Annotated in this window: 23 protein-coding genes and 1 tRNA gene; 12 read left to right on the forward strand and 12 right to left on the reverse strand. The window is 59.7% G+C overall.

Annotation, left to right across the window (positions count from 1 at the left end; all coding sequences use genetic code 11):
* Position 1 precedes the first annotated feature (1 nt).
* From ACKF11_RS01245 to ACKF11_RS01260, 4 genes are all read left to right on the forward strand, one after another.
* A complete protein-coding gene (locus tag ACKF11_RS01245; RefSeq protein WP_309564414.1) occupies positions 2-3,103 on the forward strand; it encodes an efflux RND transporter permease subunit in 3,102 nt (1,033 codons plus the stop codon).
* A 16-nt stretch (positions 3,104-3,119) separates the two neighbouring features.
* A complete protein-coding gene (locus ACKF11_RS01250) occupies positions 3,120-3,458 on the forward strand; it encodes a P-II family nitrogen regulator (protein ID WP_309564415.1) in 339 nt (112 codons plus the stop codon).
* A gap of 123 nt (positions 3,459-3,581) precedes the next feature.
* Positions 3,582-4,595: a quinone-dependent dihydroorotate dehydrogenase gene (locus tag ACKF11_RS01255; protein ID WP_407995035.1), complete on the forward strand. Its 1,014-nt coding sequence runs from the start codon at positions 3,582-3,584 to the stop codon at positions 4,593-4,595.
* 1 nt (position 4,596) lies between these two features.
* Positions 4,597-5,214 carry a glutathione S-transferase gene (locus ACKF11_RS01260; RefSeq protein WP_407995673.1) on the forward strand — a complete coding sequence of 206 codons (618 nt, stop codon included), beginning with the start codon at positions 4,597-4,599 and terminating at the stop codon, positions 5,212-5,214.
* Between the two features lie 98 nt (positions 5,215-5,312).
* On the opposite strand, the gene clpA is transcribed toward ACKF11_RS01260, so the two are convergent.
* The 7 genes from clpA to tgt form a co-directional block, all read right to left on the reverse strand.
* Positions 5,313-7,607 carry an ATP-dependent Clp protease ATP-binding subunit ClpA gene (clpA, locus tag ACKF11_RS01265; protein WP_309564418.1) on the reverse strand — a complete coding sequence of 765 codons (2,295 nt, stop codon included), beginning with the start codon at positions 7,605-7,607 and terminating at the stop codon, positions 5,313-5,315.
* A 20-nt stretch (positions 7,608-7,627) separates the two neighbouring features.
* Positions 7,628-7,939 (reverse strand): ATP-dependent Clp protease adapter ClpS, encoded by a 312-nt coding sequence (gene clpS, locus ACKF11_RS01270; RefSeq protein WP_230343275.1) that lies wholly within the window; start codon positions 7,937-7,939, stop codon positions 7,628-7,630.
* Between the two features lie 108 nt (positions 7,940-8,047).
* The gene (locus ACKF11_RS01275; protein ID WP_405029478.1) at positions 8,048-9,313 is read right to left on the reverse strand and encodes an HlyC/CorC family transporter; all 1,266 of its coding nucleotides are present in this window, start codon (positions 9,311-9,313) and stop codon (positions 8,048-8,050) included.
* A gap of 46 nt (positions 9,314-9,359) precedes the next feature.
* Positions 9,360-10,295, reverse strand: a complete 936-nt coding sequence (secF, locus tag ACKF11_RS01280) for a protein translocase subunit SecF (protein WP_309564420.1) — start codon at positions 10,293-10,295, stop codon at positions 9,360-9,362.
* A 36-nt stretch (positions 10,296-10,331) separates the two neighbouring features.
* Positions 10,332-12,161, reverse strand: a complete 1,830-nt coding sequence (secD, locus tag ACKF11_RS01285) for a protein translocase subunit SecD (protein WP_407995038.1) — start codon at positions 12,159-12,161, stop codon at positions 10,332-10,334.
* A gap of 66 nt (positions 12,162-12,227) precedes the next feature.
* Complete coding sequence (yajC, locus tag ACKF11_RS01290; protein ID WP_407995039.1) at positions 12,228-12,548, reverse strand: preprotein translocase subunit YajC; 321 nt, start codon at positions 12,546-12,548, stop codon at positions 12,228-12,230.
* A gap of 88 nt (positions 12,549-12,636) precedes the next feature.
* Positions 12,637-13,749, reverse strand: a complete 1,113-nt coding sequence (gene tgt / locus ACKF11_RS01295) for a tRNA guanosine(34) transglycosylase Tgt (protein ID WP_407995674.1) — start codon at positions 13,747-13,749, stop codon at positions 12,637-12,639.
* 150 nt (positions 13,750-13,899) lie between these two features.
* Between tgt and pssA the strand changes: the two genes are divergently transcribed.
* Entirely contained in the window at positions 13,900-14,715 is an 816-nt protein-coding gene (gene pssA / locus ACKF11_RS01300) for a CDP-diacylglycerol--serine O-phosphatidyltransferase (RefSeq protein ID WP_407995675.1), read from the forward strand.
* Positions 14,716-14,733: 18 nt separating this feature from the next.
* On the opposite strand, the gene ACKF11_RS01305 is transcribed toward pssA, so the two are convergent.
* Positions 14,734-15,999 carry a C13 family peptidase gene (locus ACKF11_RS01305; RefSeq protein ID WP_407995676.1) on the reverse strand — a complete coding sequence of 422 codons (1,266 nt, stop codon included), beginning with the start codon at positions 15,997-15,999 and terminating at the stop codon, positions 14,734-14,736.
* Positions 16,000-16,405: 406 nt separating this feature from the next.
* Here ACKF11_RS01305 and ACKF11_RS01310 point away from each other — a divergent pair, with 406 nt between their 5' ends.
* From ACKF11_RS01310 to yedA, 3 genes are all read left to right on the forward strand, one after another.
* The gene (locus ACKF11_RS01310) at positions 16,406-17,938 is read left to right on the forward strand and encodes a 2-isopropylmalate synthase (RefSeq protein WP_407995677.1); all 1,533 of its coding nucleotides are present in this window, start codon (positions 16,406-16,408) and stop codon (positions 17,936-17,938) included.
* A gap of 55 nt (positions 17,939-17,993) precedes the next feature.
* Complete coding sequence (gene rnk / locus ACKF11_RS01315; RefSeq protein ID WP_407995043.1) at positions 17,994-18,410, forward strand: nucleoside diphosphate kinase regulator; 417 nt, start codon at positions 17,994-17,996, stop codon at positions 18,408-18,410.
* Between the two features lie 81 nt (positions 18,411-18,491).
* Positions 18,492-19,364: a drug/metabolite exporter YedA gene (yedA, locus tag ACKF11_RS01320; protein ID WP_407995678.1), complete on the forward strand. Its 873-nt coding sequence runs from the start codon at positions 18,492-18,494 to the stop codon at positions 19,362-19,364.
* A gap of 19 nt (positions 19,365-19,383) precedes the next feature.
* Here the strand turns inward: yedA and ACKF11_RS01325 are convergent, their stop codons facing one another.
* Positions 19,384-20,052: an energy-coupling factor ABC transporter permease gene (locus ACKF11_RS01325; protein ID WP_407995679.1), complete on the reverse strand. Its 669-nt coding sequence runs from the start codon at positions 20,050-20,052 to the stop codon at positions 19,384-19,386.
* Positions 20,053-20,149: 97 nt separating this feature from the next.
* Between ACKF11_RS01325 and ACKF11_RS01330 the strand changes: the two genes are divergently transcribed.
* Entirely contained in the window at positions 20,150-20,812 is a 663-nt protein-coding gene (locus ACKF11_RS01330; protein ID WP_407995680.1) for a histidinol-phosphatase, read from the forward strand.
* Positions 20,813-20,842: 30 nt separating this feature from the next.
* On the opposite strand, the gene ACKF11_RS01335 is transcribed toward ACKF11_RS01330, so the two are convergent.
* Positions 20,843-21,652 carry a cytochrome C assembly family protein gene (locus tag ACKF11_RS01335; RefSeq protein WP_407995681.1) on the reverse strand — a complete coding sequence of 270 codons (810 nt, stop codon included), beginning with the start codon at positions 21,650-21,652 and terminating at the stop codon, positions 20,843-20,845.
* A gap of 99 nt (positions 21,653-21,751) precedes the next feature.
* Between ACKF11_RS01335 and ffh the strand changes: the two genes are divergently transcribed.
* From ffh to ACKF11_RS01350, 3 genes are all read left to right on the forward strand, one after another.
* A complete protein-coding gene (gene ffh / locus ACKF11_RS01340) occupies positions 21,752-23,104 on the forward strand; it encodes a signal recognition particle protein (protein WP_407995682.1) in 1,353 nt (450 codons plus the stop codon).
* A 152-nt stretch (positions 23,105-23,256) separates the two neighbouring features.
* Positions 23,257-23,332: transfer RNA gene (locus ACKF11_RS01345), tRNA-Lys, on the forward strand.
* A gap of 117 nt (positions 23,333-23,449) precedes the next feature.
* Positions 23,450-24,895: a DHA2 family efflux MFS transporter permease subunit gene (locus ACKF11_RS01350; protein ID WP_407995683.1), complete on the forward strand. Its 1,446-nt coding sequence runs from the start codon at positions 23,450-23,452 to the stop codon at positions 24,893-24,895.
* A gap of 71 nt (positions 24,896-24,966) precedes the next feature.
* Here the strand turns inward: ACKF11_RS01350 and ACKF11_RS01355 are convergent, their stop codons facing one another.
* Both ACKF11_RS01355 and aroG read right to left on the reverse strand, forming a co-directional pair.
* Positions 24,967-25,470: a GNAT family N-acetyltransferase gene (locus tag ACKF11_RS01355; RefSeq protein ID WP_407995684.1), complete on the reverse strand. Its 504-nt coding sequence runs from the start codon at positions 25,468-25,470 to the stop codon at positions 24,967-24,969.
* Between the two features lie 21 nt (positions 25,471-25,491).
* Positions 25,492-26,574 (reverse strand): 3-deoxy-7-phosphoheptulonate synthase AroG, encoded by a 1,083-nt coding sequence (gene aroG, locus ACKF11_RS01360; protein ID WP_407995685.1) that lies wholly within the window; start codon positions 26,572-26,574, stop codon positions 25,492-25,494.
* Positions 26,575-26,607: the final 33 nt, after the last annotated feature.

Here is a 26,607-nt window from a genome sequence, read left to right on the forward strand (position 1 = left end):
CATGATCGAATCCCTCATTAGAGCTGCCCTCAAGCAGCGCCTGATCGTCGTGGTCGTGGCGCTGGCCTTGATGGCCGCCGGGGCCTTTGCCCTGAAGAAACTTTCCGTCGATGCGTTTCCCGACGTCACCAACGTCCAGGTCCTGATCGCCACCCAGGCTACGGGCCGCTCCCCGGAAGAGGTGGAGCGCTTCATTGCCGTACCGCTGGAAATCGCCATGACAGGCCTGCCGGGCCTGGAGGAAATGCGCTCGATGAACCGCAATGGCTTGTCGTTGATCACGCTGGTGTTTACCGACAAGACGGATGTGTATTTTGCCCGCCAACTGGTGATGGAGCGCCTGATGGAGGTGATGGACCGCATGCCGGAAGGCGTGACGCCCATCCTCGGCCCGGTGGCGACCGGCTTGGGCGAGGTCTATCAATTCACCCTGGAAAAGCCGACCGACGGCGAAAAGCCGTTGTCGCGCGAGGAGCTGACCGAGCGCCGCTCCATCCAGGACTGGGTAGTGCGCCCGTTGCTGCGCGGCATCCCGGGCATTGCGGAAATCAATTCCCAGGGCGGTTACGTCAAGCAATACCAAGCCCTGGTCAATCCGGACCGCATGAGCCACTACGGCCTGAAGCTGCAAGACATTTACATGGCCCTGGCGCGCAACAACGCCAACAGCGGCGGCGGGGTGTTGCCGCAGTATGCGGAGCAATATCTGATCCGCGGCGTGGGCCTGATCGAGAATCTCGACGATATCCGCAATATCGTGCTCAAGGAACAGAACGGGGTCCCGGTCTACATGCGCGACGTGGCGGAAGTGCAGATCGGGCATGAGGTGCGCGTGGGCACCGTGGTCAAGAACGGCTATACCGAATCCGTCGGCGGCATCGTCATCATGATGCGCGGCGGCAACGCCAAGGAAGTGGTCAGCCGCGTCAAGGCCAGGGTCAAGGAGATCAACGAGCAGGGCATGCTGCCCGGCGGATTGCAGATCGTGCCTTACTACGACCGCAGCGAGCTGGTGGATTCCGCCCTGCACACGGTGACCAAGGTGCTGATCGAGGGCATCATCCTCGTCATCATCATCCTGTTCCTGTTCCTCGGCGATGTGCGTTCCAGCCTGATCGTGGTGAGCACGCTGATTCTCACGCCGCTGATCACCTTCATGGCGATGAACTATTACGGCATCTCGGCCAACCTCATGTCGCTGGGCGGCCTGGCGATCGCGATCGGCCTGATGGTCGACGGCTCGGTCGTGGTGGTCGAGAACGCATTCCACCACCTCGGGCACCGTCCCGGCGAAAGCAAGGTACGCGTGGTGCTGGAAGCTGCCGCCGAGGTGGGAACGCCGGTGCTGTTCGGCGTCGGCGTGATCATCCTGGTGTTCCTGCCGTTGATGACGCTGCAGGGCATGGAAGGCAAGATGTTCGCGCCGTTGGCGTTGACGATTGCGATCGCGCTGTTCATTTCGCTGGTGATTTCGCTGACATTGTCCCCGGTGCTGTGCTCCTACATCCTAAAGGGCGGCAGCGGCGAGGATACGCGCCTGATCCAGGCGATCAAGCGGCCCTACCTGAAGATGCTGAACTGGGCATTGGCGCACGACAAGACCACCATCATTGCCGCCACCGCCCTGTTCATCGGCACCATCCTGCTGGTGCCGTTCCTCGGCACTTCCTTTATCCCGGAAATGAAGGAGGGCTCCATCGTGCCGGGGATCAACCGCGTGCCCAACATCTCGCTCGAGGAATCGACCAAGATGGAAAGCGACGCGATGCGGCTGATCATGGAAAAGGTGCCGGGCGTGAAATCTGCGGTGTCCGGCGTAGGCCGCGGCGAGAGCCCGGCCGACCCGCAAGCGCAGAACGAGTCGACGCCGATCATCAGCCTCAAGCCGCGTGAAGAATGGCCGGATGGCTGGACCCAGGACGATATCGCGGAAAAAATGCGAGAGGTGCTGGAGCAGTCCCTGCCAGGGGTGCAGATTGTCATGGCGCAGCCGATTTCCGACCGCGTGGACGAACTGCTCACCGGCGTGCGGGCCGACGTGGCTGTGAAAGTGTTCGGCGAGGACATGACCCTGCTCAAGGCCAAGGCGGACGAGATTTCCCGAATTGCCGGCGGCGTGCGCGGCGCCACGGAAATCAAGGTGGAGAAGGTTTCCGGCCAGCAATACCTGAACATCACCGTGGACCGGCATGCGATCGCGCGCCATGGCATCAATGCCTCGGACGTGCACGACGTGATCGAGACCGCGATCGGCGGCAAGGTGGCGACGGAAATCTACGAAGGGCAGCGTCGTTTCAGCGCGGCAGTGCGCTACCCTGAGAACTTCCGCGGCAATATCGAGGCGATTAGCAATATCCTCATCACCTCGCCCAACGGTTCGCGCGTGGCCTTGCGCGATCTCGCGAAAATCGAGGTGCGCGACGGCCCGGCGCAGATCAGCCGCGAGCTGGCCAAGCGCCGCGTGGTGGTCGGCATCAACGTCAAGGACCGCGACCTGGGCGGGTTCGTGGCCGAGTTGCAGCAGGTGCTGACGCAGAAGCTCAAGCTGCCCGAGGGGTACTATCTCGAGTTCGGCGGCCAGTTCCAGAACATGGAGCGCGCGATGGGGCACCTCATGGTGATCATTCCGGTGACGATAGGGGCGATCTTCTTCCTGTTGTTCCTGCTGTTCAATTCGGTGCGTTATGCCACCATGATCATCATGGTGCTGCCGTTCGCGTCGATTGGCGGCATCATTGCCTTGTTCCTGACCGGGGAATACCTCTCGGTGCCTGCCTCGGTCGGCTTCATTGCGCTGTGGGGGATCGCCGTGCTCAACGGCGTGGTGCTGGTGTCCTATATCCGCAGCCTGCGGGACGAGGGTCTGAGCCAGAACGAGGCTATCCTCAAGGGGTGCACGCAGCGTTTCCGGCCGGTGATGATGACGGCAACGGTGGCGATGCTGGCCTTGGTGCCCTTCCTCTTCGCTACGGGGCCTGGCTCGGAAATCCAACGTCCGCTGGCGATCGTGGTCATCGGGGGATTGATTACTTCCACCCTGCTGACGCTGGTCGTGGTGCCGACGCTATATCGCAAGTTTGAAGAACAGCGCGTAGAAGCATGATGACAAGGAGCCGAACATGAAAGAGATCAAAGCCATTATCCCGCCGCAGCGCCTGCCCAAGATCCGCTCCGGGCTGCGCAATATCAAAGGTTTCCCGGGCATGACGGTGAGCAAGGTGGAAGGGTGCGGCCATCATGTGGCGCGCCCTACGCTCGGCATCCGGGAGGAACTCACGGATTACAGTCCCAAGGTGCGCATCGAGATCGTCTGTCCGGATGAACTGGTGGAAGGCATATTGCAAGTCCTCGTCGAGGTCGGGCATACCGGCCAGGTGGGTGACGGCATCGTGTGGGTCACTGCCGCCGTAGAGCGCATGATCCGGCTTTCCGAACAGGTGTTGGTGCTGGATTGCTGAAATGCGCATCTGACGATGCTTCGCAAAGGCGCCTTGAAGGCGCCTTTTTTATTGGCATCGATTCGCATGATCTTCGGCGTCATAGCCAGTGAGCTGGTGTGGGTTTTCCGGTAGAATCCCCCCATGCTTTATTCCATTGCTAAACCCTGGTTGTTCCGCCTGGATGCGGAACGCGCCCACGACTTTACCCTCAAGAACCTGAAGCGGCTGGAACGCTCCGGGCTGCTGAACCTTTACCCCCGGCCCTCCAAGTGCAAGCAGCGCCAGGCGATGGGAATCAATTTCCCCAACCCGGTCGGCCTTGCGGCGGGGCTGGACAAGAACGGCGCCTATATCGATGCGCTGGCCGGGCTCGGGTTCGGCTTTATCGAGATCGGCACGATCACGCCGCGTCCCCAGCCTGGCAATCCCAAGCCGCGCATGTTTCGCCTTCCCGAGGCGCAGGGGGTGATCAACCGTTTCGGCTTCAACAACCTCGGGGTGGACGCCTTGTTGAGAAACGTGGCTGCCGCCAGGTACAAGGGCGTGCTGGGCATCAATATCGGTAAGAATTTCGACACGCCGAACGAAAGGGCGGTCGACGATTACCTGCATTGCCTGCGCAAGGTGTACGCCCACGCGCATTACGTCACGGTCAACATCTCCTCGCCCAATACCAAGAACCTGCGCGCCCTGCAGGAGAAAGAGGCCTTGGGCCAGTTGCTGCATGCCTTGAAGCTTGAGCAGCAGGTTCTGGCCGACCGGCATGGCAGATATGTTCCGATCGCGCTTAAGATCGCGCCTGACCTGGACGAGGCGCAGATCGCCGATATTGCCGCATTGCTGATGGAATACCGGTTCGACGGCGTGATCGCCACCAACACCACCCTGGCGCGCGATGCGGTGCAGGGCCTGCCGCATGCGGAAGAGGCGGGCGGCTTGTCCGGCGCCCCGGTGCGCGATCGCTCCACTGCGGTGATCCGATCCCTTTCCGACCATCTTGCTGGCGCATTGCCGATCATCGGCGTGGGCGGGATTCTCAGCGGCGAGGACGCCGAAGAGAAAATCGCGGCAGGCGCCAGCCTGGTGCAGGTCTACAGCGGCTTGGTCTATCGCGGCCCGGTACTGGTTGACGAAATCTGCCGCAAGCTGGGTTGAGGTGGCGCAGCCCGTCCTGTATTCCTACCGGCGTTGCCCCTATGCCATGCGCGCCCGCATGGCATTGCATTATGCCGGCATCGCGGTGGACATTCGCGAGATAGCGCTCAAGGCCAAGCCTGCGCATATGTTGCAAGTGTCGCCCAAGGGCACGGTGCCGGTGCTGGTATTGCCTGACGGTTCCGTAATCGATGAAAGCCTGGATATCATGCGCTGGGCGCTGCAACGGCATGACCCTGAGGACTGGCTCGGCAGCCCGGCCCTGCTGGCGCAGGCGGAAAGCTTGATTGCCGAGAACGACGGCCCGTTCAAACGCGCGTTGGACCGCTATAAATATGCGATTCGTTTTCCTGAACAGCCGCCCGAGGCGTATCGTGCGCAGGGCGAAGCGTTCCTGCAGCAATTGGAGTCGCACCTGCAGCAGCGGCCCTATTTACTGGGAGACCATGCAAGCCTGGCGGATGTGGCGATATTTCCGTTCGTGCGCCAGTTTTCCATGGTGGATCAGTCCTGGTTCGAGGCCGCGCCTTATCCCCGGCTGCAGGCCTGGTTGCAGGCGTGGCTGGCAAGTGCGCGTTTTGCCGCCGTCATGCAGAAATATCAGGTTTATGCCGGTTAGAAGCTGGATATTCCCAGTGAAAATCTAAAGTTAGACATGCAAATAAAAACGCCGCATTTCTGCGGCGTTTTTTCGACATCAATATTGAATATTGAGCATCAGCCAGTGACATCAGCTTCCAAAGCCGGCTTGTTGTCCTTGGGCTTGCTCGACTCGTTAAAGCTGAGCTTGATGTTGTCGTCCTTGTCGATATCCACATGCACATGGCCGCCATTGGACAGCTTGCCGAACAGCAACTCGTCCGCCAAGGCACGGCGGATGGTGTCCTGGATCAGGCGCGACATCGGGCGGGCGCCCATGAGCGGGTCGAAGCCCTTCTTGCCCAGATAGGCCTTGAGCGCATCGCTGAACGTGGCTTCCACTTTCTTCTCGTGCAATTGGTCCTCAAGCTGCATGAGGAACTTGTCGACCACGCGCACGATAATCTCTTCCGAGAGCGGGGCGAACGAGACGATCGCGTCCAGGCGGTTGCGGAACTCGGGGCTGAACAGGCGCTTGATGTCTCCCATCTCGTCGCCGGTGTTGCTGCCCAGGGTGAAGCCGATGCTGGTCTTGCTGATCGCTTCTGCGCCTGCATTGGTGGTCATGATGATGGTCACGTTGCGGAAGTCCGCCTTGCGGCCGTTGTTGTCGGTCAGCGTGCCGTGATCCATCACCTGCAGCAGGATATTGAAGATGTCCGGGTGCGCCTTCTCGATTTCATCCAGCAGCAATACGCAATATGGCGTCTTGTTGATGGCTTCCGTCAACAGGCCACCCTGTTCGAAGCCGACATAGCCTGGAGGCGCGCCGATCAGGCGCGACACGGCATGGCGCTCCATGTATTCCGACATGTCGAAGCGGATCAGTTCCACGCCCAGGGTATAGGCGAGCTGCTTGGCCACTTCGGTCTTGCCGACGCCGGTAGGGCCGGAGAACAGGAAGGAGCCGATCGGCTTGTTGAGGCTGCCGAGGCCGCTGCGCGCCATCTTGATCGCGGCGGACAACGCCTCGATGGCCTTGTCCTGGCCGAAGACGGTGGCCTTGAGGTCGCGCTCCAGCGTTTTCAGCGCGTTGCGGTCGTCGCTGGAGATGTTCTTGGGCGGAATGCGCGCCACCTTGGCGATGATGTCCTCGATTTCCTTGTTGCCGATCACCTTCTTCTGCTTGGATTTCGGCAGGATGCGCTGCGCCGCGCCAGCTTCGTCAATCACGTCGATGGCCTTGTCGGGCAGGTGACGGTCGTTGATGTAGCGTGCGGACAACTCGGCAGCCGTGTTCAGGGCGGAGGCGGTGTATTTCACGCTGTGGTGCTTCTCGAAGCGAGACTTGAGGCCCTTGAGGATTTCCACGGTTTCGGAAACGCTGGGCTCGACCACGTCGACCTTCTGGAAACGGCGCGACAAGGCATGGTCCTTCTCGAAGATGCCGCGGAATTCCTGGTAGGTGGTCGCGCCTATGCATTTGAGCGAGCCGTTGGAAAGCGCCGGCTTCAACAGGTTGGACGCGTCCAGCGTGCCGCCGCTGGCAGCGCCCGCGCCGATCAGGGTATGGATTTCGTCGATGAACAGGATGGAGTCAGGCTGGTCAGCCAGCTTCTTCATCACTGCCTTGAGCCGCTGCTCGAAGTCGCCGCGGTATTTGGTGCCTGCCAGCAAGGCGCCCATGTCCAGCGAGTAGATCACGGCGTTCTCGAGTACTTCCGGCACGTTGCCTTCCACAATGCGGCGTGCCAAGCCCTCTGCGATGGCGGTCTTGCCGACGCCGGCCTCGCCGACCAGCAGCGGGTTGTTCTTGCGGCGGCGGCACAAGGTCTGGATCACGCGTTCCAGTTCCTGGGCGCGGCCGATCAAGGGGTCTATTTTGCCTGCCAGCACCTGCTGGTTGAGGTTCTGGGTGTAATTTTCCAGCGCGCTGGACGGGGAGGCCTCGGTTTCGGCCTCCTGCTCGGTTTCAGGGCGCTTGGCGTTGCTGCCGTCGGTGACCTTGGCGACGCCATGGGAAATATAGTTGACCACGTCCAGGCGCGTGATGCCCTGCTGGTGCAGGAAGAAGACCGCATGGGAATCCTTTTCGCCATAGATGGCGACCAGCACGTTGGCGCCGGTGACTTCCTTCTTGCCGGAAGACTGCACATGCAGGATGGCGCGTTGGATCACGCGCTGGAAGCCCAGCGTCGGCTGAGTGTCGACTTCCTCGTTGCCTTCCACCGTAGGCGTATGCTCTTCGATATAGTTGTTGAGCTCGGTGCGCAGATTGTCAAGGTTGGCCCCGCACGAGCGCAACACGTCCGCCGCAGTCGGGTTGTCGATCATGGCCAGCAGCAGGTGCTCCACGGTGATGAGCTCGTGGCGTTTCTGCCGGGCATCCATGAATGCCATATGTAGGGATACTTCAAGTTCTTGCGCGATCATCTAAGCTTCCTCAGCTTTCTTCAGGCTTCTTCCATGGTGCATTGCAGCGGGTGCTGGTGCTCACGGGCATAACTAATGACTTGGTTGACCTTGGTCTCGGCGATGCCGTGCGGATACACGCCGCATACGCCTGCGCCCTCGGTATGTACTTGGAGCATGATTTGCGTCGCTTGTTCACGGTTTTTCTGAAAAAAGCGCTGCATGACATCCACCACGAATTCCATGGGCGTGTAGTCATCATTCAGCAGAATGACTTTGTACATCGAGGGAGGCTTGGTTTTTGCGTTGCCTACCTTCTCGACGATATTGTCCTGATGTTTGATGCTAGCCATACGTTTGATCTATTTTGAGCCGAATGCAGAAATTTTCAAGTCTGAATTGAGTAGGGTTATTACCGGCTGCATAGTTTTACATGCAAGATTTTTGCCATGTAATGACTATTACGGATGAATTCTTACAGTTTTTACAGCGCGATCCTGGGTTTTGAGGATTTCCAGCTTGTAGTCACCGATTTTGAGCCCGATGCCAGGCTCCGGGATATCCTCGAAATGTTCGACAATCAACCCGTTCAGGGTACGCGGGCCATCGAGCGGCAGGTCGATACCCAGTTTTTTGTTGATGTCGCGCAGACTGTTGCTTGCATCCACGAGCCAACTGCCCCCGTCTTCCTTGCGATATGCCAGGCGTTGTTCCGCGGATACATTTGCAAAATCGCCAATAATCGCCTTGATGATATCTTCGAGTGTGACTAGGCCTTTGAGTTCACCGTACTCGTCCACGACCAGGGCAATGCGTTGCTGGCACTGCTTGAATTCCTGCATCTGAGTATAGACCGGCGTGCCGGAAGGGATGAAGTAAGGCGCTTCCATATGCTGGCTCAGCAGCTGCTGGCTGAGGGGCTTGGTACGCAAGACATTCATGATGTCCCGGATGCGCAGCATGCCGATGATTTCCTCGTTCGGCCCTTTGCGCACCGGCAGCCGCGAATGCTGGCTCTCGGTAATCTGGGCGAGGATTTCCTCCATCGGCGCCTCGAAATCGATGATCTCAAGCTGCGTGTGCACGGTCATGATTTCATCGACGGTGGTCTGCTCCAGATCCAGCAGGTTCAGCAATACCTCGCGGTGTTTTTGCGGGATCGGGCTGGTGGTTTCGCTGAAGATGCTGCGCAGTTCCTCTATGCTGGTGGTATGGTTGCTCTCGGTGAAGCTGACTTTCATGCCCAACAGGCGCAGCAGGCTGTTGGCGCACAGGTTGGCCAGCCATATCAACGGGTAGCCGGCCTTGACCAACGGCAGCAATACATAGCTGAACGACAGGGCGAGAGGCTCGGCATGCCGGGAGGCGATGACCTTGGGCGTGATTTCGCTGAAGACCAGGATGGCAAAGGTAATGAGCACGGTGGAAACCGGCATCAGCAGCTCGCCGAGGTTGAACAGGCGGATGCTGATGAAGGCAGCAAGCGTTGCAGCTGCGGCATTGGCGAGGGTATTGCCCAGCAGGATGGCGCCGAGAAACTGCTCGCGCTCGTTGAGCAGCCTGGTGGCAAATTCGGCGCTGCGTAAACCTTCTTTGGCGAGGATGGTGAGCCGGTGCCGGTTGAGCATCAACAGGCTGGTTTCGGCCATGGAGAAAAAAGCGGAGGCGAATAGCAGCAGGGCAAGAATGCCCAGCTGCCATAGTAAGGAACTGTCCAACGGTATCAATCGGGGAATGAGATACCGCTAGTTTCGGCGCGAAGCGCCGGCTTTGTCAAGGCAGGGCTTCTTCCGCCTCGGGTTTCCTTTCGCCGCCGATCAGGTTCTCGCGCGATACGCCAAGGTACATGGCGATCGGGCTGGCCACTAGTACCGAGGAGTAAATACCGAATAGGATGCCGATGGTGAGGGCCAGGGCGAAGTTATGCAGCACCTCGCCGCCGAAGAACAGCATCGACAGCACCATGAGCTCGGTCGAAAAGTGGGTGATGATGGTGCGCGACATGGTGCGGGTGATCGCATTGTTGATCACCTCAGGCACGCTGGCCTTGCGCATCTTGCGGAAGTTCTCGCGCACCCGGTCGAACACCACCACGGACTCGTTCACGGAGTAGCCCAGCACGGCGAGCACCGCGGCGAGCACCGTGAGGTTGAATTCCCACTGGAAGAAGGCAAAGAAGCCGAGGATGATGATGACGTCGTGCATATTGGCGATCACGGCCGCCACGGCAAAGCGCCATTCGAAACGCATGGCCAGGTAGGCCATGATGCCGACGCAGACGAACAGCATCGCCAGCGCGCCCTTGTCGTACAGTTCCTGGCCGACTTGCGGGCCGACGAACTCGACGCGATGCAGCTTGACCTCCGGATTGTCGGCGGAAAGCGCCGCCAGCACTTTTTCGGAAAGCTGCGCGGTCGACAGGCCGGGCTTGATCGGCAGGCGGATCAATACGTCCTGACTGGTACCGAAATTCTGCACGGTGGCATCCTTGAGGCCGATCTCGTCGACCGACTTGCGGATGCTGTCGAGGTTGGCCGCTTGCGGGTAGCTGACCTCCATCATCGTGCCGCCGGTGAAGTCCACGCCCAGGTGCAGGCCCTTGGTGGCCAGGAAGAATACCGACAACAGGAAGGTCACGAGCGAGATGGTCGTCGTGAGACGGCCATAGCTCATGAACGGTATATCTTTTTTGATTCTGAAAAATTCCATGATGTTTACTCTAGTGTTTTACCTGTTGATCGATAGTTAGCCGATGGACAGCTTGCTGATCTTGCGGCGATAGCCGTAGATCAGGTTGATGACCGCACGGGAAACCAGCACTGCCGAGAACATCGAAGTCAGGATGCCCAGCACGTGCACGACGGCAAAGCCCTTGACCGGGCCGGTGCCGAACATGAACAGCGCCAGGCCCGCGATCATGGTGGTGACATTGGCATCGAGGATGGTGCCGAACGCACGTTCATAGCCCGCATGGATGGAAGCCTGCGGCGTGTTGCCGTTGCGCAGTTCCTCGCGGATACGTTCGTTGATCAGCACGTTGGCGTCGATCGCCATACCCAGGGTCAGCGCGACCGCCGCGATGCCGGGCAATGTAAGCGTGGCTTGCAGCATGGAGAGCAAGGCAACGAGCAACAGCAGGTTGATGCTCAGCGCCAGCACGGAAACCGTGCCGAATAGCATGTAGTAGACAATCATGAATACGGAGATCGCCACAAAGCCCCACAGGGTGGAATGCATGCCGCGCTCGATATTGGCTTCGCCCATGCTGGGGCCGACGGTACGCTCCTCGATGATCTCCATCGGGGCGGCCAGTGCGCCGGCGCGCAGCAGCAGGGCGACGTCAGTGGCTTCCTGCGTATTCGCCATGCCGGAAATCTGTACGCGTCCGCCGCCGATTTCCTCGCGGATCACGGGGGCGGTAATCACCTCCGCCTGGCCTTTCTCGATCAGCAGGATCGCCATGCGCTTGCCGACGTTTTCACGCGTGGCCTGCTTGAAGATGCGCGCGCCGCGGCCGTCCAGGGTGACGTGCACCACTGCGCCGCCGCCTTGCTGGTCCATGCCCGGGCCGGCATCGGTGATGTAGTCGCCGGTCAGCACCACGTTTTTCTTGACCAGCATGGGGATGCCGTTACGGTCGGTGTAGAACTCGGTACCGAACGGCACTTGGCCCTTGGAGGCGTTTTCCAGGGTCACGGCGTTGCTCTTGTCCTCGTCCACCATGCGGATTTCCAGCGTGGCGGTACGGCCGAGGATTTCCTTGGCCTTGGCAGTATCCTGTACGCCTGGCAGTTGCACGACGACACGGTCAATGCCTTGCTGTTGGATCACGGGCTCGGCAACGCCCAATTCGTTGATACGGTTGTGCAGGGTTTGGATGTTCTGCTTGATGGCGAATTCCTGGATGCGCTTTTTCGCTGGCTCGCTCAATACGGCGGTCAGGACTTTGTCTTCGCCGCGGTCGGAAGTGCGGAAGGCGAGGTCGGGATAATCTTTTTCCAGGGCGCGTTGCGCCTTGTTGAGTTCCGCCATGTCCTTGAAGCGGACATTGACGGCTTGGCCATCACGGGAAACACCGAGATAGCTGAGCCGGGCGGTGCGCAATGCGCTGCGGAAATCGCCGACATAGCGTTCCGCCGCCTGGTCGAGCGCCGCCTTCATGTCCACCTGCAGCAGGAAGTGCACGCCGCCGCGCAGGTCCAGGCCCAGATACATCGGGCGGGCGCCTATGCTGCGCAGCCATTCGGGGGAGCGTGAAAGCAGGTTGAGCGCAATCACGTAATCCTTGCCCAGCCGCGCCTGGAGCGCGTCCTTGGCCTGCAGCTGGATGTCGGTGCTGGGGAAGCGAACCTTGACGCCGGTGACGTCGAGGAACAACGCTTCAAACGGGATGTTCTCCTGCTTCAGGATGTTTTCCGTGTTTTCCAGCAGCGCTGCATCCACCTTGGTATTGGCCTTGGCTGCGGTGATTTGCACGGCCGGGGATTCGCCGAACAGGTTAGGGGCTGCATAAAGCAGGCCTACCAGGACGACAACCAGCACCATCAGGTACTTCCATAAAGGGTAGCGGTTCATGAAGCGGCTCGCATTTCAGTGTTTCAGTGATGTTAAAGATCGTGAGTCAAGTATATAGCGGCTATGTTACAGGGACTTGATGGTGCCCTTGGGCAACAGGGTTTGCACAGTGTGCTTTTGTACGGTAATCACGGTTTCCGGCGCGATTTCCAGGCTGACGTAGCCTTCGCCTACCTTGGTGATGCGGCCGACGATGCCGGAGCTGGTGGTCACTTCGTCGCCTTTTTGCAGGGCTTCGATCAGTTTGCGTTGTTCCTTGGCCTGTTTCATTTGCGGGCGGATCAGCATGAACCAGAACAGCACGAAGATAACGATCAAGGGAAGGAAGCTCATCCAGTCTGGAGCGGCCTGGGCTGCATCAGCAGCGTACGCAGAAGCGATTAACACGGGTAAACCTTTCTTTTCAATGGGTAGAAATACTTGAAGCGCAAAATATTAGCCCAAAATTCTAACATATTGTGGCATATGCGCTGGATTATGCTGCTTGCTGCAATTTCTGCCGCCCTTGCCTGAACTCGCTAGCGAAAGCGGCAAACCGGCCTTGCTCAATGGCCTGGCGCATCCCGGCCATCAATTCCTGGTAGTAATGCAGGTTGTGGATGGTGTTGAGGCGTGCGCCGAGGATCTCGCCGCTGCGGTGCAGGTGGTGCAGGTAGGCGCGGCTGAAGTGGCGGCAGGTATAGCAACTGCAGTCCTCGTCCAGCGGTCGCGTATCCTTCCGATGTCGCGCGTTCTTGAGCTTGATGTCGCCATGGCGCGTGAACAGCCAGCCGTTGCGCGCGTTGCGGGTCGGCATCACGCAGTCGAACATATCCACGCCGTGCGCTACGGCGGCGACCAGGTCTTCCGGCGTGCCCACGCCCATGAGGTAGCGCGGCCTGTCCTGCGGCATTTGCGGCGCGGTGTGAGCGAGGATGCGCAGCATGTCTTCCTTGGGTTCGCCTACCGAGAGGCCGCCGATCGCATAGCCGTCGAAGCCGATCTCGGCGAGCCCGGCCAGCGATTCGTCGCGCAGGTCTTCGTACATGCCGCCCTGGATGATGCCGAACAGCGCGTTCGGGTTGCCCTGGTGCGCGGCCTTGCTGCGCGCGGCCCAGCGCAGGCTGAGGCGCATGGAGTCGCGCGCTTCGATATGCGTCGCGGGATAGGGCGTGCACTCGTCGAAGATCATGACAATGTCCGAGTTCAGCACTTTTTGAATGCGCATGGACTCTTCAGGCGTGAGAAAACAGCTGTCGCCATTGATGGGGGAGCGGAAGCGCACGCCTTCCTCGGTGATCTTACGCAGGTCGCCCAGGCTCCAAACCTGAAAGCCGCCCGAGTCGGTGAGGATGGGGCCGTCCCAGCCCATGAACTGGTGCAGGCCGCCGAATTCGCTGATGACTTCCAGCCCGGGGCGCAGCCAGAGGTGGAAGGTGTTGCCGAGCAGGATATGCGCGCCGGTGTCGCGCACTTCGACCGGGGACAACGACTTGACGGAGCCATAAGTGCCGACCGGCATGAAGGCCGGGGTTTGCACATCGCCGTGCGCGAGGCTGACGGTGCCACGCCGCGCGGCGCCGTCTTGCTTGATAAGGGTAAATTCCATGATGCTTAGCCAAAATTCAAGCCGCGATACTACCATGGACTGACGCTTTATATGGTATCGAGCGCGCGCATGATGGCCATGTGCTTGCTATACTGTGCGCAGTTTTGCGTGCAGATATCCTGCACGATCGTTCAATGAGGAAATGCTTGAATGGCTGACATTCCCAACCGTCCACACCGCCACCGCTCCTTCATGGAGGCCGGCCTGCGCGAGCGCAGCATTTATCTGTTGCCCAATCTGTTCACCACAGCGGCGCTTTTTGCCGGGTTCTATGCGATTGTGCAGGCCATGAACGGCAACTTTGAGCATTCCGCCGTGGCGATTTTCATTGCCATGGTCCTGGACGGCCTCGATGGCCGGGTGGCGCGCATGACCAATACGCAAAGCGCGTTCGGCGCCGAGTACGACAGCCTGTCCGACATGGTGTCGTTCGGCGTCGCGCCGGCATTGGTGATGTACGTCTGGGCCCTGAAACCGCTGGGCAAGCTCGGATGGATCGCTGCTTTCATCTATTGCGCCGGTGCGGCCTTGCGCCTTGCGCGCTTCAACACCAAGCTGGACGAAAGCGACAAGCGCTATTTCCAGGGCCTGCCCAGCCCTGCGGCTGCTGCCCTGCTTGCCGGGCTGGTCTGGGTGTCGTATGAAAACCACGTGAGCGGCACGGAGGTGTTTTTTGATGCCGTCAAGATGCAGTGGGTGGCATGGTTCATCACCTTGTTTGCCGGCCTATCCATGGTGAGCGACCTGCGTTACTACAGCGGCAAGGACATCAACCTGCGCCGCAGCGTGCCGTTCGTCGTGATCCTGCTGATCGTGCTGGCGTTCGTGCTGATTTCCTACAGTCCGCCGGAAGTGCTGTTCGCCGTGTTCCTGGCCTACGGGGTCTCAGGCTATATCCTCTGGCTATGGGGCAAGCGCAAGCCGAAGCCCGCCGCTGCCGACCAGTCCGCTCCTCCCGGTCAATAAAACTAAGCGCTTGCTGGATCAATGCCCGTGCTGCAACGCCTGCAGCACGGGCTTTATTTTTTCACCGACATGGATTTGCGGGTTGGAAGGGCCATCCGTCTTGCCTGCTTGCTGTTCGCGCTTGCGGATGACAGGCAGGGCATGCTGGAAAGCCTCTTCGAATGAATAGGTGTTACGCAAGGCTTCGTCGAACAAGGCGCGGCCGAAGAAGGTCAACTCCGAGCCGCTGCCGCAGCCGAATGAGGTATGGGTGGCGTCGGCTGCGGTCATGATCAGCGTGTTCTCGTTCTGCAACGGCGCTATCCAGCTGCCGGAATAGCACGCCGATACCACGATGACGCGGTACTTGACGCCTGCCTTGTCCAACCACAGGTTGAGGGCCTGCGGGGTGAGCATGTCCATTTCCAACGGCCAGAGCGAGGCAGCGAGTTCCCCGTTCTGCGCGCCATGCGAGGTAAGGTAGATCAACAGCAAGTCTTCCTCGGTATTCATGAGGTCTGCGGCGCGGTTAATGGCGCGCTCCAGGTTTTCGAGGCTGGCCCATGGCAGGGTTTCCAGGGTGGCAGGGTGGTTGACGAGCTCCTGCATATGACCTGCGGCATCGAAGCGCTCCTCGATGACGGCATTGACCATGCTGCTCTCGCGCAGGAATACCTCGTCGTCGCCATAAGGCGCATAGCTGATGCTGAACAGGTCGACAACGCCTGGCCGCTCAGGCTTGACGGCTGCACGTTGCTTGCTGGCGAGCTGCAGTTGGGTTTCCAGCTTTTCCTGGGTCAGCTGCAGGCTGTTGTCCGTGCCGGCGCTATCCTCTTCATAAGGCAGCCAGTACATGGGGGCTTGTGAAAAATGCACGATCAGCGGCGCGCCAAACGCGAATATCCCGGTCAGCAAGATGAGTCTGCCCGGCACTTGCGTGCTGCGTGTCAGCAGCAGCCAGAAGGCCAGCGCCGCCCAGGTGGTGGTGGCGATATACAGTGCCCAGTGCCAGGCGGATCCATCCAGGCCTTGCGGCTGGATTAGGCCGACATAGACCAAGGTGCTGAGGATATCCAGCACGAACGCCTGCGCGGTGCCGATGGCAAACAATGCGGCGGCCTGCACCTGCAGGCCGTGCGTGCGCGCGTGGTCGCTGAGGTACCAGCACAGCCATAGCAACAGCAGCACGACCAGCCAGCCCCAGAGCAACGCCTTGGGAAAGAATTCCGCCTGGCCGATGATCACCAGCCGTCCCATCAGGATGCTGCCGGCAGTGGTAATCGCCAGCATCAATAGTAGCTGCAATGGGCTGATCCGCAGTCCTTCAACATTCACTCGCTGGAAAAATGCGCTTTTCAGCCCACGTAGGAAAAAGGTGCGTAATGGAAATGTGATATGGGACATGCTGGCCTGTAAGCGATTGCGGGTTAATGTCCGCCATCGTGCCTCAAATTCGCCCACGCGCCAAGTTGCCGGCTTGAATCCGCAGGCATGCCAGGGCTTCGGCTTGCCTTGCGGGAGGAAAAGAATTATATTCAATCACCTATGCAGAACTTCAGGCACAATCCGGATTTCCCCCTTGCCCGGGCTTTCTTGGCCCCGGCGAGCCTGATGCTGCGCAGCCCGCGCTAGTATTGCTCCTGCCCAGCTTTAGCCATACCTACTGAGACGCTTCCGCTCATAAACCCAAACGTTGATGGAATTTCAGGCCATGACACAGAACCAGCTCATCATTTTTGATACCACCCTGCGCGACGGCGAGCAAAGCCCTGGCGCGGCCATGACCAAGGAAGAGAAGCTGCGAATCGCCCGTCAACTGGAAAAGCTGGGCGTGAATGTGATCGAGGCCGGTTTTGCAGCGGCGAGCCCCGGGGATTTCGATGCCATCCGCGCCATTGCCGAAGTGATTACCGAGTCCACCGTCTGTTCGCTCGCGCGCGCCAACGAGAACGACATCCGCCGCGCGGGAGAGGCGATCAGCCCGGCCAGGAAGCGCCGCATCCATACTTTTATCGCGACCAGCCCGATCCATATGCAGAACAAGCTGCGCATGACGCCTGAGCAGGTGCTGGAGCGTGCCGTGCAGGCAGTGAAGTGGGCATTGGAATATACCGACGACGTCGAGTTCTCTGCCGAGGATGCCGTGCGCTCCGACATCGATTTCCTGGTGCAGGTGTTTGACGCCGTAATCGCGGCAGGCGCCAAGACCATCAACGTGCCTGACACCGTGGGCTACTCCGTGCCGCAGCAATGGGGCGAGCGCATGGCGCAACTGATTGCGCGCGTGAAGGACTCCGACAAGGTGGTGTGGTCGACCCACTGCCACAACGACCTCGGCATGGCGGTGGCGAACTCGCTGTCTGCCGTGCTGGCCGGCGCGCGGCAGGTGGAGTGCACCATCAACGGCCTGGGCGAACGGGCGGGCAATGCCAGCCTGGAGGAAGTGGTGATGGCGGTGAAGACCCGCCGCGACGTGTTCCAGCTCGATACCACCATCGATACCACGCAGATCGTGACGACATCCAAGCTGGTATCGACGATCACCGGCTATCCGGTGCAGCCCAACAAGGCTGTCGTCGGCGCGAACGCGTTCGCCCATGAGTCCGGCATCCACCAGGACGGCGTGCTCAAGCACCGCGAGACTTACGAGATCATGCGTGCGGAAGATGTGGGCTGGGGCGCCAACAAGCTGACGCTGGGCAAGTTGTCCGGGCGCAATGCTTTCCGCACCCGTCTCACCGAGCTGGGCATCACCCTGGAAAGCGAGGATGCGCTCAATGCGGCATTCGCGCGCTTCAAGGAGTTGGCGGACAAGAAGTCCGAGATATTCGATGAGGATATCCAGGCCCTGGTCAGCGATAACGTGGTCAACGAGGAAAGCTTCAAGCTGAGCTACCTGCATGTGGCGTCGCAGACGGGCGAAGTGCCGCATGCGGAGGTGACCGTGGCGGAGAATGGCGTCGAGCGCCGTGCGGACGCTACTGGCGGCGGCCCTGTCGATGCGGCGTTCAAGGCTATCGAGAAGATTATCAGCAGCGGCGCCGAGCTGCTGCTGTATTCCGTCAACAACATCACCAGCGGCACCGATGCGCAGGGCGAGGTGACGGTGCGGTTGTCCAAGGGCGGGCGCATCGTCAACGGGCATGGGGCGGATACGGATATCGTGATCGCCTCGGCCAAGGCCTACCTGAACGCCCTCAATAAACTGCATGCGAATGCCGAGCGGGCACATCCGCAGGTATAGTGCATTCATTCATTTAACGATCGAATATCATCAAGGTAAAAGTAAAGGAATCCCCATGTTGCAAGGTGCAATCCAGGTAACAAGTTTTGATATGGACCGGCTGTTTTCCATGATTGAGCAACTGCGCAAGAACGGCTTCCCCGAGGCAGGCAACCTTACCCGCCTCGAAGATGAACTGGCGCGCAGCGAAGAAGTGGCCTCCGAGCAGGTCGGCGCGGATGTGGTGACCATGAATTCGCGCGTGCTGCTGCGCGACGAGGCGAATGGGCATGAGATGCACTGCACGCTGGTGTTTCCTGCCGATGCGGACGCTTCGGCCAACCGCATTTCGGTGGTGGCTCCCTTGGGCACTGCCATCCTGGGATACCGGGTCGGCGACGTGATCGACTGGGCCATGCCGGGAGGCGTGCGCCAGTACAGGATATTGAAGATTGATTACCAGCCCGAGGCCGCTGGCGATTTCCACCTGTAAATGGTTGATGATTAAGCAAGGCGCCTCCAAGGCGCCTTTTTTATTGCTGCAAAGCCGGTACAAGCCTGGAAAGGACAAGGTGTGCGTTTCTCTCGCCAGCATTTATTGATCGGACTCGCATTGTTCGCGCTGTATTTCATCTGGGGCTCGACTTACCTGGCCATGCGCATCGCGATTGAAAGCCTGCCGCCGTTCATGATGGCCGCTATGCGCTTCCTGGCGGCAGGCGGGATACTGTATCTGTTCCTGCGCAGGCAGGGAGCACGGGCGCCCACGGGCAAGGAGTGGGGCGGCGCATTGCTCGTGGGCGGCTTGTTGCTTGCGGTGGGCAACGGCGGGGTGGCCTATGCCGAGCAGGAAGTATCCTCAGGCGTGGCGGCCCTTGCGGTTGCCACCATGCCCTTGTGGGCTGCCGTGTTCGCCGGCATCTGGGCGCATGTGCCGACAAAACGCGAATGGGCCGGCATCCTGGTCGGGACGGCGGGCGTGGTGGTGCTGAACCTGGGAGAGGAGATGCAGGCCAGCCCATTGGGCGCCGTCATATTGTTGGTCGCGGCAGCAAGCTGGGCCTTCGGCTCCGCCTGGGGCAGGCACTTGCCCATGCCGAAAGGGGCGATGGCGAGTGCGGCGCAAATGCTCTGCGGAGGCGCGTTGTTGGCAGCGGCAAGCTGGACAAGAGGCGAGGCCGTGCCGCAAACCGTGTCGATGCAGGCAGCGTTTGCCCTGCTGTACCTGATCGTGTTCGGCTCGCTGATCGCCTATAGCGCCTACCTGTACTTGCTCAATACAGTGCGGCCTGCGCTCTCGACCAGCTATGCGTTCGTGAACCCGCTGATCGCGTTGCTGCTGGGGGCGTGGCTGGCGGGAGAGGCCGTTGGCAGCGCGGAGTTCTTTGCGCTGATCCTGATCATGCTTGCGGTGGTCCTGGTATTGCCGTTAGGGCGGCGCAGCTAAGCTGTCAATGCCCTGGCAATCAATGCTTGGTTTTCAGGTAGCGCTTGTCGCTGAACGTGGCCAGCCAGTGGGGGCGGAACGCCGTCATCAGCGTGACCGCCATGCCGGTGAGAAAAGCTTCCGACCAGGCGATCAGGATGAAATAGGGCAGGTAGTTGCTGAACAGGTAGTCGGGCGGGTAGGCCTGCATGCCGCTCAGCATCAGCACCGCGCTCAAGCCGCACAGGCTGATGGTGAGTCCCGCGCATAGAAAGCCGCAGGCGAAGATGTAGATGATCAAGTGGTTGGGCAGCTTGCTGTCCACCAGGCGGAACAGGTTGTAGCTGAAGGCCACCGGGATCACCGCCATGATGAGGAAATTGATGCCCAGCGTTTGCCATCCCGCCATGCCGAATGCGGTGACGCTGACGAGGATCAACGCCAGCGCGATCAGCGCCAGTTGCCAGCGGAACATCAGGCACAAGACCGTGACGCCCAGCAGGTGGATGTTGAGGCCGGGGCGTATGCCTGCCTTGACGCTCCAGATCACCATCAATGCCACGATGGAGCCGAGGAACACGTGTTGCAATGCCGGATCGCTCAAATGCTTCCAGGGAGACTTGATGACGGCATAGGCAAGCAGGGCCAGCGCCAGCGCATTGGCAACCCATTGCCAGGCGGCCGGAACCAGGTAGTCAGGCAGGTTCATTGCCCTGGATCGCCTTGCGGCATGGGATGGTTAAGGTCGCATACTTCAGGTTCATAAGCTAAACTCTAACAATTTTTGCCGTAGACGGAGAAACATTTTGCAGCTCGCATTGTTTGACCTCGATAACACGCTCCTGGCTGGGGACAGCGATTTCCAGTGGGGCCAGTTCCTCATCAGCAAGGGCTTGCTCAACGAGCAGGAGCACCTGGCCAAGAATCTTGCCTTTTATGAGGATTACAAGGCCGGCCGGCTTGATATCTACGCCTTCCTGGATTTCCAGCTCAAGCCCCTGAGCGAACGTCCGCGCAGCGAGCTGGACGCCTTGCACCGTGAATACATGGCGCAGAAAATCCGTCCCATGATCACCGACAAGGCGCGCGCATTGGTGGAGAAGCACCGCCAGAATGGCGATCTGCTCATGATCATTACCGCGACCAACAGCTTTGTGACCACCCCGATCGCGCACGAGTTCGGCATCGATAACCTGATTGGCACCACGCCAGAGGAAGTGGATGGAAGGTTTACCGGCAAGGTGACGGGAACCCCGAGCTTCCAGGCCGGCAAGATCACGCGGCTCAACGAGTGGCTGGAAGAGCGCAACCAGGCATTAAGCGACTTCGAAACTACCTGGTTCTACAGCGACTCCCATAATGACCTGCCATTGATGAAGCTGGTGGACAAGCCTGTGGCGGTGGATCCGGACCCTACGCTCAAGACGTATGCGGAGGAAGCGGGCTGGCCTGTCATCAGCCTGCGTTGATATATAGCCAGAAGTGTTTTGTTAGCTGCTTTAGCGGTGCAGCAGGACTTCCAGCACGAACTTGCTGCCTGCATAAGCCAGCAATAGCACGACAAAACCGCTCAAGGTCCAGCGCACCGCGGTGCGTCCGCGCCAGCCATAACGGTAGCGGCCAAACAGCAGCCCGCCGAAGATCAGCCACGAGAGTATGGTGAACACGTTCTTGTGATTGAATTGGAACGGCTGGTCGAACAACAGCTCCGAGAACATCATGCCGCTGATCAAGGTCAGCGTCAGCAGGACGAACCCTAGCGTAATAATGCGGAACAACAGGGTTTCCATCGTCATGAGCGGCGGGAAGTCGGGCAGCTTGAGCCAGCTCGATTTTTGGTGCAGCTTGCGTTCGGCGGCGGTCATGAGCAATGCATGCAGCGCGGCAAAGGTCAGCAGGCTGTAGGCCAGCATCGCAATCACCAGGTGGGCCACGAACAAGGGCTGGTCGGCGTAGGGGATCACGTGCGATTCAGGCTGCCATGCCTGTAGCAATACGAAAAAGGCCGCTGGCGGTAATACGAATGCCTGCAGACTATGCAGGTGGTGTTTGATATTGGTGATCCAGTAAATCAATACCGTGAGCCAGAGGATGGTGGAAAGCGCATTGGTAAAGCTCAGGTTGAGCCCCTGCGAAAACAAGTGGCAATAGAGCGAGAGCGCATGCAGCACCAGCCCGACGGCGATTAGGCCGGACTGCCAATTCTGCTTGGAAGGAGTCGATGCGTCGCTGGTCTTGGTCTGGCGCCAGTAATTGACGGCCACCAACAGGTAAATCAATGCGGTAATAACGGGTAGAAACGCAATCATACGGGATGACTTGGGTTAGAATTCATATATTCACAACACTATAACATGCAGCCGCCTGACGCACGCGTTAATCCACGGCGGCCGCCACTGGTATCCATCATGTTCGAAAACCTCAGCAGCAGATTACAGCAAGTCGTCAAAACCTTACGCGGGCACGCCCGCCTCACGGAAGAGAACATCACCGACGCCATGCGCGAAGTGCGCATGGCATTGCTGGAGGCCGATGTGGCCTTGCCGGTGGTCAAGGATTTCGTCAGCCAGGTGAAGGAGCGCGCGGTAGGCCGAGAAGTGCTGCAAAGCCTGTCTCCGGGCCAGGCCGTGATCCAGGTCGTGCACGAAGAACTCACCCGCCTCATGGGCGAGCAGAATGTCGGCCTCAACCTTGCCACCAATCCTCCCGCCATCGTCCTTATGGCAGGCTTGCAGGGTTCCGGTAAGACCACTACCTCCGCCAAGCTGGCGCGGCTGCTGAAGGCCGAGAAAAAGAAAGTGCTGCTGGCCAGTGCCGACGTCTACCGGCCTGCCGCGATCGAGCAGTTGAAAACCCTGGCCAAGAGTCTGGAAGTGGACTGCTTCGATTCCAACGCGACGCAAAAGCCGGCGGATATCGCCGCCCAGGCGCTCGACTTCGCCAAGCGTCACTTCTATGACGTGCTGATCTTCGATACCGCGGGCCGCCTGGGCATCGACGAAGCCATGATGGCCGAAATCAAACAACTGCACGGCTTGCTCAACCCGATCGAGACCTTGTTCGTGGTCGATGCCATGCAGGGCCAGGATGCGGTCAATACCGCGCGCGCCTTCGGCGAAACCCTGCCATTGACCGGCGTGGTGCTCACTAAGCTCGACGGCGATGCCCGCGGCGGCGCGGCATTGTCCGTGCGCCATGTCACCGGCAAACCGATCAAGTACATCGGCGTGAGCGAGAAAGTCGATGGCATCGAATTGTTCCATCCCGAGCGCATGGCGTCGCGCGTGCTGGGCATGGGCGACGTGCTTTCGCTGATCGAGCAGGCACAGAAGAATGTAGACCTGGACGAAGCCAAGAAACTTGCTGACAAGGTCAAGTCCGGCAAGAACTTCGACCTTGACGACTTCAAGGCGCAGATGCTGCAAATGCGCAAGATGGGCGGCATGGGTTCGTTGATGGACAAGATGCCCGCCCAGATTTCCGGCATGATGGGCCAGGTCAATAATGAAGCTGGCGACAAGGCGTTGCGCCGCATCGAGGGCATCATCAATGCCATGACCCCCTTGGAGCGCCGCAAGCCGGACATCATCAAGGCCACGCGCAAGCGCCGCATCGCCGCCGGCGCAGGGGTGCAGGTGCAGGAAGTCAACCGCCTGCTCAACCAGTTCGAGGAAGTGCAGAAAATGATGAAAATGTTCTCGAAGGGCGGCATGAGCAAAATCATGCGCGCAATGCAGGGCCGTTTTCCCGGCATGAGGTGATGCGCCGGGAAATCCTTTCCTGCGCATAGGCTTGCACCGGAATTGCTTGATGGGATGGGTTGCTGAAGCAAAGGAAATTGCAATCCAGCATTGACGCCACCGGCGCTTTTCTTCATAATTGCGCGCTTTCCGAGATGAGAGTCTCATCTCAAGGGCCGTTAGCTCAGTTGGTAGAGCAGCGGACTTTTAATCCGTTTGTCGCAGGTTCGAGTCCCGCACGGCCCACCAGGAATATCAAAGGGTTAGCTTTTTAGCTAACCCTTTTTTCGTTTCAAGGCCGTATCTTCAAATTGATTTTTCTTCCCAGGCTTGTTGCCTGGCATTTTTGATTGTGAGGTTAGCGCTATGCAAACAGGCCATCATGCACAAACCCATAACCGCTGGCTGGCGTTGATCGTCTTGTGTTTCGGCGTGCTCATGATCGTGCTCGATACCACGATCGTGAATGTGGCGCTGCCGTCGATCCGGGCCGACCTTGGGTTCAGCGAAACTTCGCTGGTGTGGGTGGTGAACGCCTATATGCTCACCTTCGGCGGTTTTCTGCTGCTCGGCGGCCGGCTGGGGGATTTCTTCGGCCAGCGGCGTTTGTTCCTGATCGGGATTGCGTCGTTCACGCTGGCCTCGCTGATTTGCGGGATGGCCGCGACGCAGCAGCAATTGGTCTGGGCGCGCGCCGTGCAGGGGCTCGGCGGGGCGGTGGTGTCGGCGGTGGCGTTGTCGTTGATCATGAATCTGTTCACCGAGCAGGGCGAGCGTGCCAAGGCGATGGGGGTTTACGGGTTTGTCTGTGCGGGCGGTGGCAGTCTGGGGGTGTTGTTGGGCGGACTGCTTACAAGCACCTTGAGCTGGCATTGGATCTTCCTCGTCAACTTGCCGATCGGGATTGTGGTCTATGGGCTGTGTTTGCGGCTGCTGCCTGCGCATGGCGCCGAGTTGCGTCCGCAGAAGCTCGATGTTGCCGGTGCGTTGAGTATTACGGCGTCGATGATGCTGGCGGTATATGCGATTGTGAATGGCAACGAGACGGGCTGGCTTTCCGGTGAGACATTGGGCTTGTTTGCCCTGGCCGGGTTGTTGTTTGCATGTTTTATCGGCTTGCAATTGCGCGTGGCTGCGCCATTGATGCCCTTGAGCCTGTTCCGGAAGCGTAATGTGTCGGTGGCCAATGTGGTGGCCGTGCTCTGGGCGGCTGCATTGTTCGCCTGGTTCTTCATGTCGGCGCTGTATATGCAGTTCGTGTTGGGTTACGACGCCTTGCAGGTGGGGTTGGCGTTCCTGCCGGCCAATGTGGTGATGGCCTTGTTCTCTCTTGGCTTGTCTGCGTGGCTGGTGATGCGCATCGGGATTCGCGCTTCGTTGACGCTGGGATTGGTGCTGGCGGCGCTAGGCTTGGGATGGTTCGCCCGTGCGCCGCTGGATGGCATGTTCTGGCTGGATATATTCCCTTCCATGGTACTGCTGGGGCTGGGCGGCGGCATCGCTTTCAATCCATTGCTGCTTGCGGCAATGAATGATGTGGCGCCCGAAGATTCCGGCCTGGCGTCCGGCGTGGTGAATACGGCCTTCATGATGGGCGGCGCGGTGGGATTGGCTGTATTGGCAAGCCTGGCCGCCTTGGTGAGCCAAAAGTGGCTGGCGCAGGGTAATGCCTTGCCGTCGGCGTTACTGGCCGGCTACCAGCTTGCTTTCCTGCTGGGCGCGGCTGCTGCGGGAATCGGGGCAGGGTTGGCCTTGCTGCTTATGCATGAGCCCAAACCCGCGCAATCGGCGGCATCGGCTCCAGTTCATTAAAATAGGATATTGCGTACAAACGGCCCGGCCTAGCCGGGCTTTTTTATGCCTGCCGCTTGAGCAGGTTTGAATCAAGCCAGCGTACGCACCATGTAGCTAGCGGCACGATCGTAACTTTGTAATTTTGCTGCCGGGACAAGATGATTGGCTGCTTGGAATTGTTGCCGCTGCCAGAAGCGGAGCGAGCGATTGACGGCGATAAGCGAGAGGTTGTCCAGGCGTTCATGTGCGGCCTGTGCATATAGTTGCGCGAGGATATCGCCAGCGGCATTCGCGCCGCGCGCGGACGACAGCAGGGCAATATCGTGCAGGTAATAGGTGGTTGCCCGGCTGGGCAGCGCCTGCAGCAGGCTGTTGAGGCTGGGAGGCATGCCGAGCTGCCACGGATGGCTGACGAGGTAGCCGCAGATGTGGCTTGCTTGTTGCCGTATCCAGCAACCTTGCGGGTACAGCTGCTGGCGCTCGGCGAAGATCGCCAGGTCTTCCGGATAGCCGGGATGCACTTGCGCAGCTATCTGCATGACGGCTGGCAAGTCGCTTGCCTGCATCAGCCGCCATGAGGCTGAGGACTGCATGTCAGGTTCCGGTTCGCGGCCTTACTCGGTTTCTTCCTGGCGCTTGCGGCGTTGGCGTACGCTTTCGGCCAGGCTGTCGAGCAGGGTGATGGAGTCGTCCCAGCCTAGGCAGCCGTCGGTGATCGATTTGCCGTATTCGAGCTGGCAACCCGGGATCAGGTCCTGCCTGCCTTCATTGAGGTGCGATTCGATCATCAGGCCTACGATGCGGTCGTCGCCGCTGGCAATCTGGCTGGTGACGTCGGCGACGACGTCGATCTGGCGCTTGAACTGCTTGAGGCTATTGGCATGCGAGCAGTCGATCATGACCTTGGCGGCCAATCCCGCATTGGCGAGCTCGCGCGCGGCATCTTCCACGCTGGCGGCATCGTAGTTCGGCGTCTTGCCGCCGCGCAGGATGACGTGGCAATCCTCGTTGCCGCTGGTGGATATAATGGCGGAACGGCCTTCCTTGGTCACGGAGAGGAAATGGTGCGGGCTGGCCGCTGCCTTGATGGCGTCGACCGCAATGCGGATATTGCCGTCCGTGCCGTTCTTGAAGCCTACCGGACAGGAGAGGCCCGAGGCCAGTTCGCGGTGGATCTGCGATTCGGTCGTACGAGCGCCGATCGCTCCCCAGCTGACCAAGTCTGCGGTGTATTGCGGGGTGATGACGTCGAGGAACTCTGTGCCGGCAGGCATGCCGAGGGCGTTGACGTCCAGCAGGAAGCGGCGTGCCAGTTCCAGGCCCTCGTTGATGCGGTAGCTGCCGTCGAGGAATGGGTCGTTGATCAGGCCCTTCCAGCCCACGGTAGTGCGCGGCTTTTCGAAATAGACCCGCATCACGAGCAGCAATTCGTGCTCGAAGCGCGCGCGCAGCGCGACCAGGCGGCGGGCGTATTCCAGCCCCGCATCATAGTCGTGGATGGAGCAGGGGCCGATGATGACGAGCAGCCTGTCGTCGGCGCTGTGCAGGATTTTATGAATGGCGCTGCGGGTAGCCACGATGTTGTCGGTGATGGCGGTACTGGCGGGCAGCTCCTCAAGCAGCTCGGACGGTAATCTCAGCTCCTTGATTTCCTTGATGCGAACATCGTCAGTCGCAATTTTCTGGTATGGGCTCATTCTTTTCTCACCGCCGCCCGGAGGGTAACCAGG

Origin of the sequence: Methylobacillus draconifructus (genome assembly GCF_045984385.1) — a bacterium.
Lineage (GTDB): Bacteria > Pseudomonadota > Gammaproteobacteria > Burkholderiales > Methylophilaceae > Methylobacillus > Methylobacillus flagellatus_A.

Bases quoted from the DNA above. Each gene is read 5' to 3' on its own strand.
- ACKF11_RS01245 (WP_309564414.1), top strand. From the start codon at position 2: ATGATCGAATCCCTCATTAGAGCTGCCCTCAAGCAGCGCCTGATCGTC.
- ACKF11_RS01250 (WP_309564415.1), top strand. From the start codon at position 3,120: ATGAAAGAGATCAAAGCCATTATCCCGCCGCAGCGCCTGCCCAAGATC.
- ACKF11_RS01255 (WP_407995035.1), top strand. From the start codon at position 3,582: ATGCTTTATTCCATTGCTAAACCCTGGTTGTTCCGCCTGGATGCGGAA.
- clpA (WP_309564418.1), bottom strand. From the start codon at position 7,607: ATGATCGCGCAAGAACTTGAAGTATCCCTACATATGGCATTCATGGAT.
- clpS (WP_230343275.1), bottom strand. From the start codon at position 7,939: ATGGCTAGCATCAAACATCAGGACAATATCGTCGAGAAGGTAGGCAAC.
- secF (WP_309564420.1), bottom strand. From the start codon at position 10,295: ATGGAATTTTTCAGAATCAAAAAAGATATACCGTTCATGAGCTATGGC.
- secD (WP_407995038.1), bottom strand. From the start codon at position 12,161: ATGAACCGCTACCCTTTATGGAAGTACCTGATGGTGCTGGTTGTCGTC.
- tgt (WP_407995674.1), bottom strand. From the start codon at position 13,749: ATGGAATTTACCCTTATCAAGCAAGACGGCGCCGCGCGGCGTGGCACC.
- pssA (WP_407995675.1), top strand. From the start codon at position 13,900: ATGGCTGACATTCCCAACCGTCCACACCGCCACCGCTCCTTCATGGAG.
- ACKF11_RS01310 (WP_407995677.1), top strand. From the start codon at position 16,406: ATGACACAGAACCAGCTCATCATTTTTGATACCACCCTGCGCGACGGC.
- rnk (WP_407995043.1), top strand. From the start codon at position 17,994: ATGTTGCAAGGTGCAATCCAGGTAACAAGTTTTGATATGGACCGGCTG.
- ACKF11_RS01325 (WP_407995679.1), bottom strand. From the start codon at position 20,052: ATGAACCTGCCTGACTACCTGGTTCCGGCCGCCTGGCAATGGGTTGCC.
- ACKF11_RS01335 (WP_407995681.1), bottom strand. From the start codon at position 21,652: ATGATTGCGTTTCTACCCGTTATTACCGCATTGATTTACCTGTTGGTG.
- ffh (WP_407995682.1), top strand. From the start codon at position 21,752: ATGTTCGAAAACCTCAGCAGCAGATTACAGCAAGTCGTCAAAACCTTA.
- ACKF11_RS01350 (WP_407995683.1), top strand. From the start codon at position 23,450: ATGCAAACAGGCCATCATGCACAAACCCATAACCGCTGGCTGGCGTTG.
- ACKF11_RS01355 (WP_407995684.1), bottom strand. From the start codon at position 25,470: ATGCAGTCCTCAGCCTCATGGCGGCTGATGCAGGCAAGCGACTTGCCA.
- aroG (WP_407995685.1), bottom strand. From the start codon at position 26,574: ATGAGCCCATACCAGAAAATTGCGACTGACGATGTTCGCATCAAGGAA.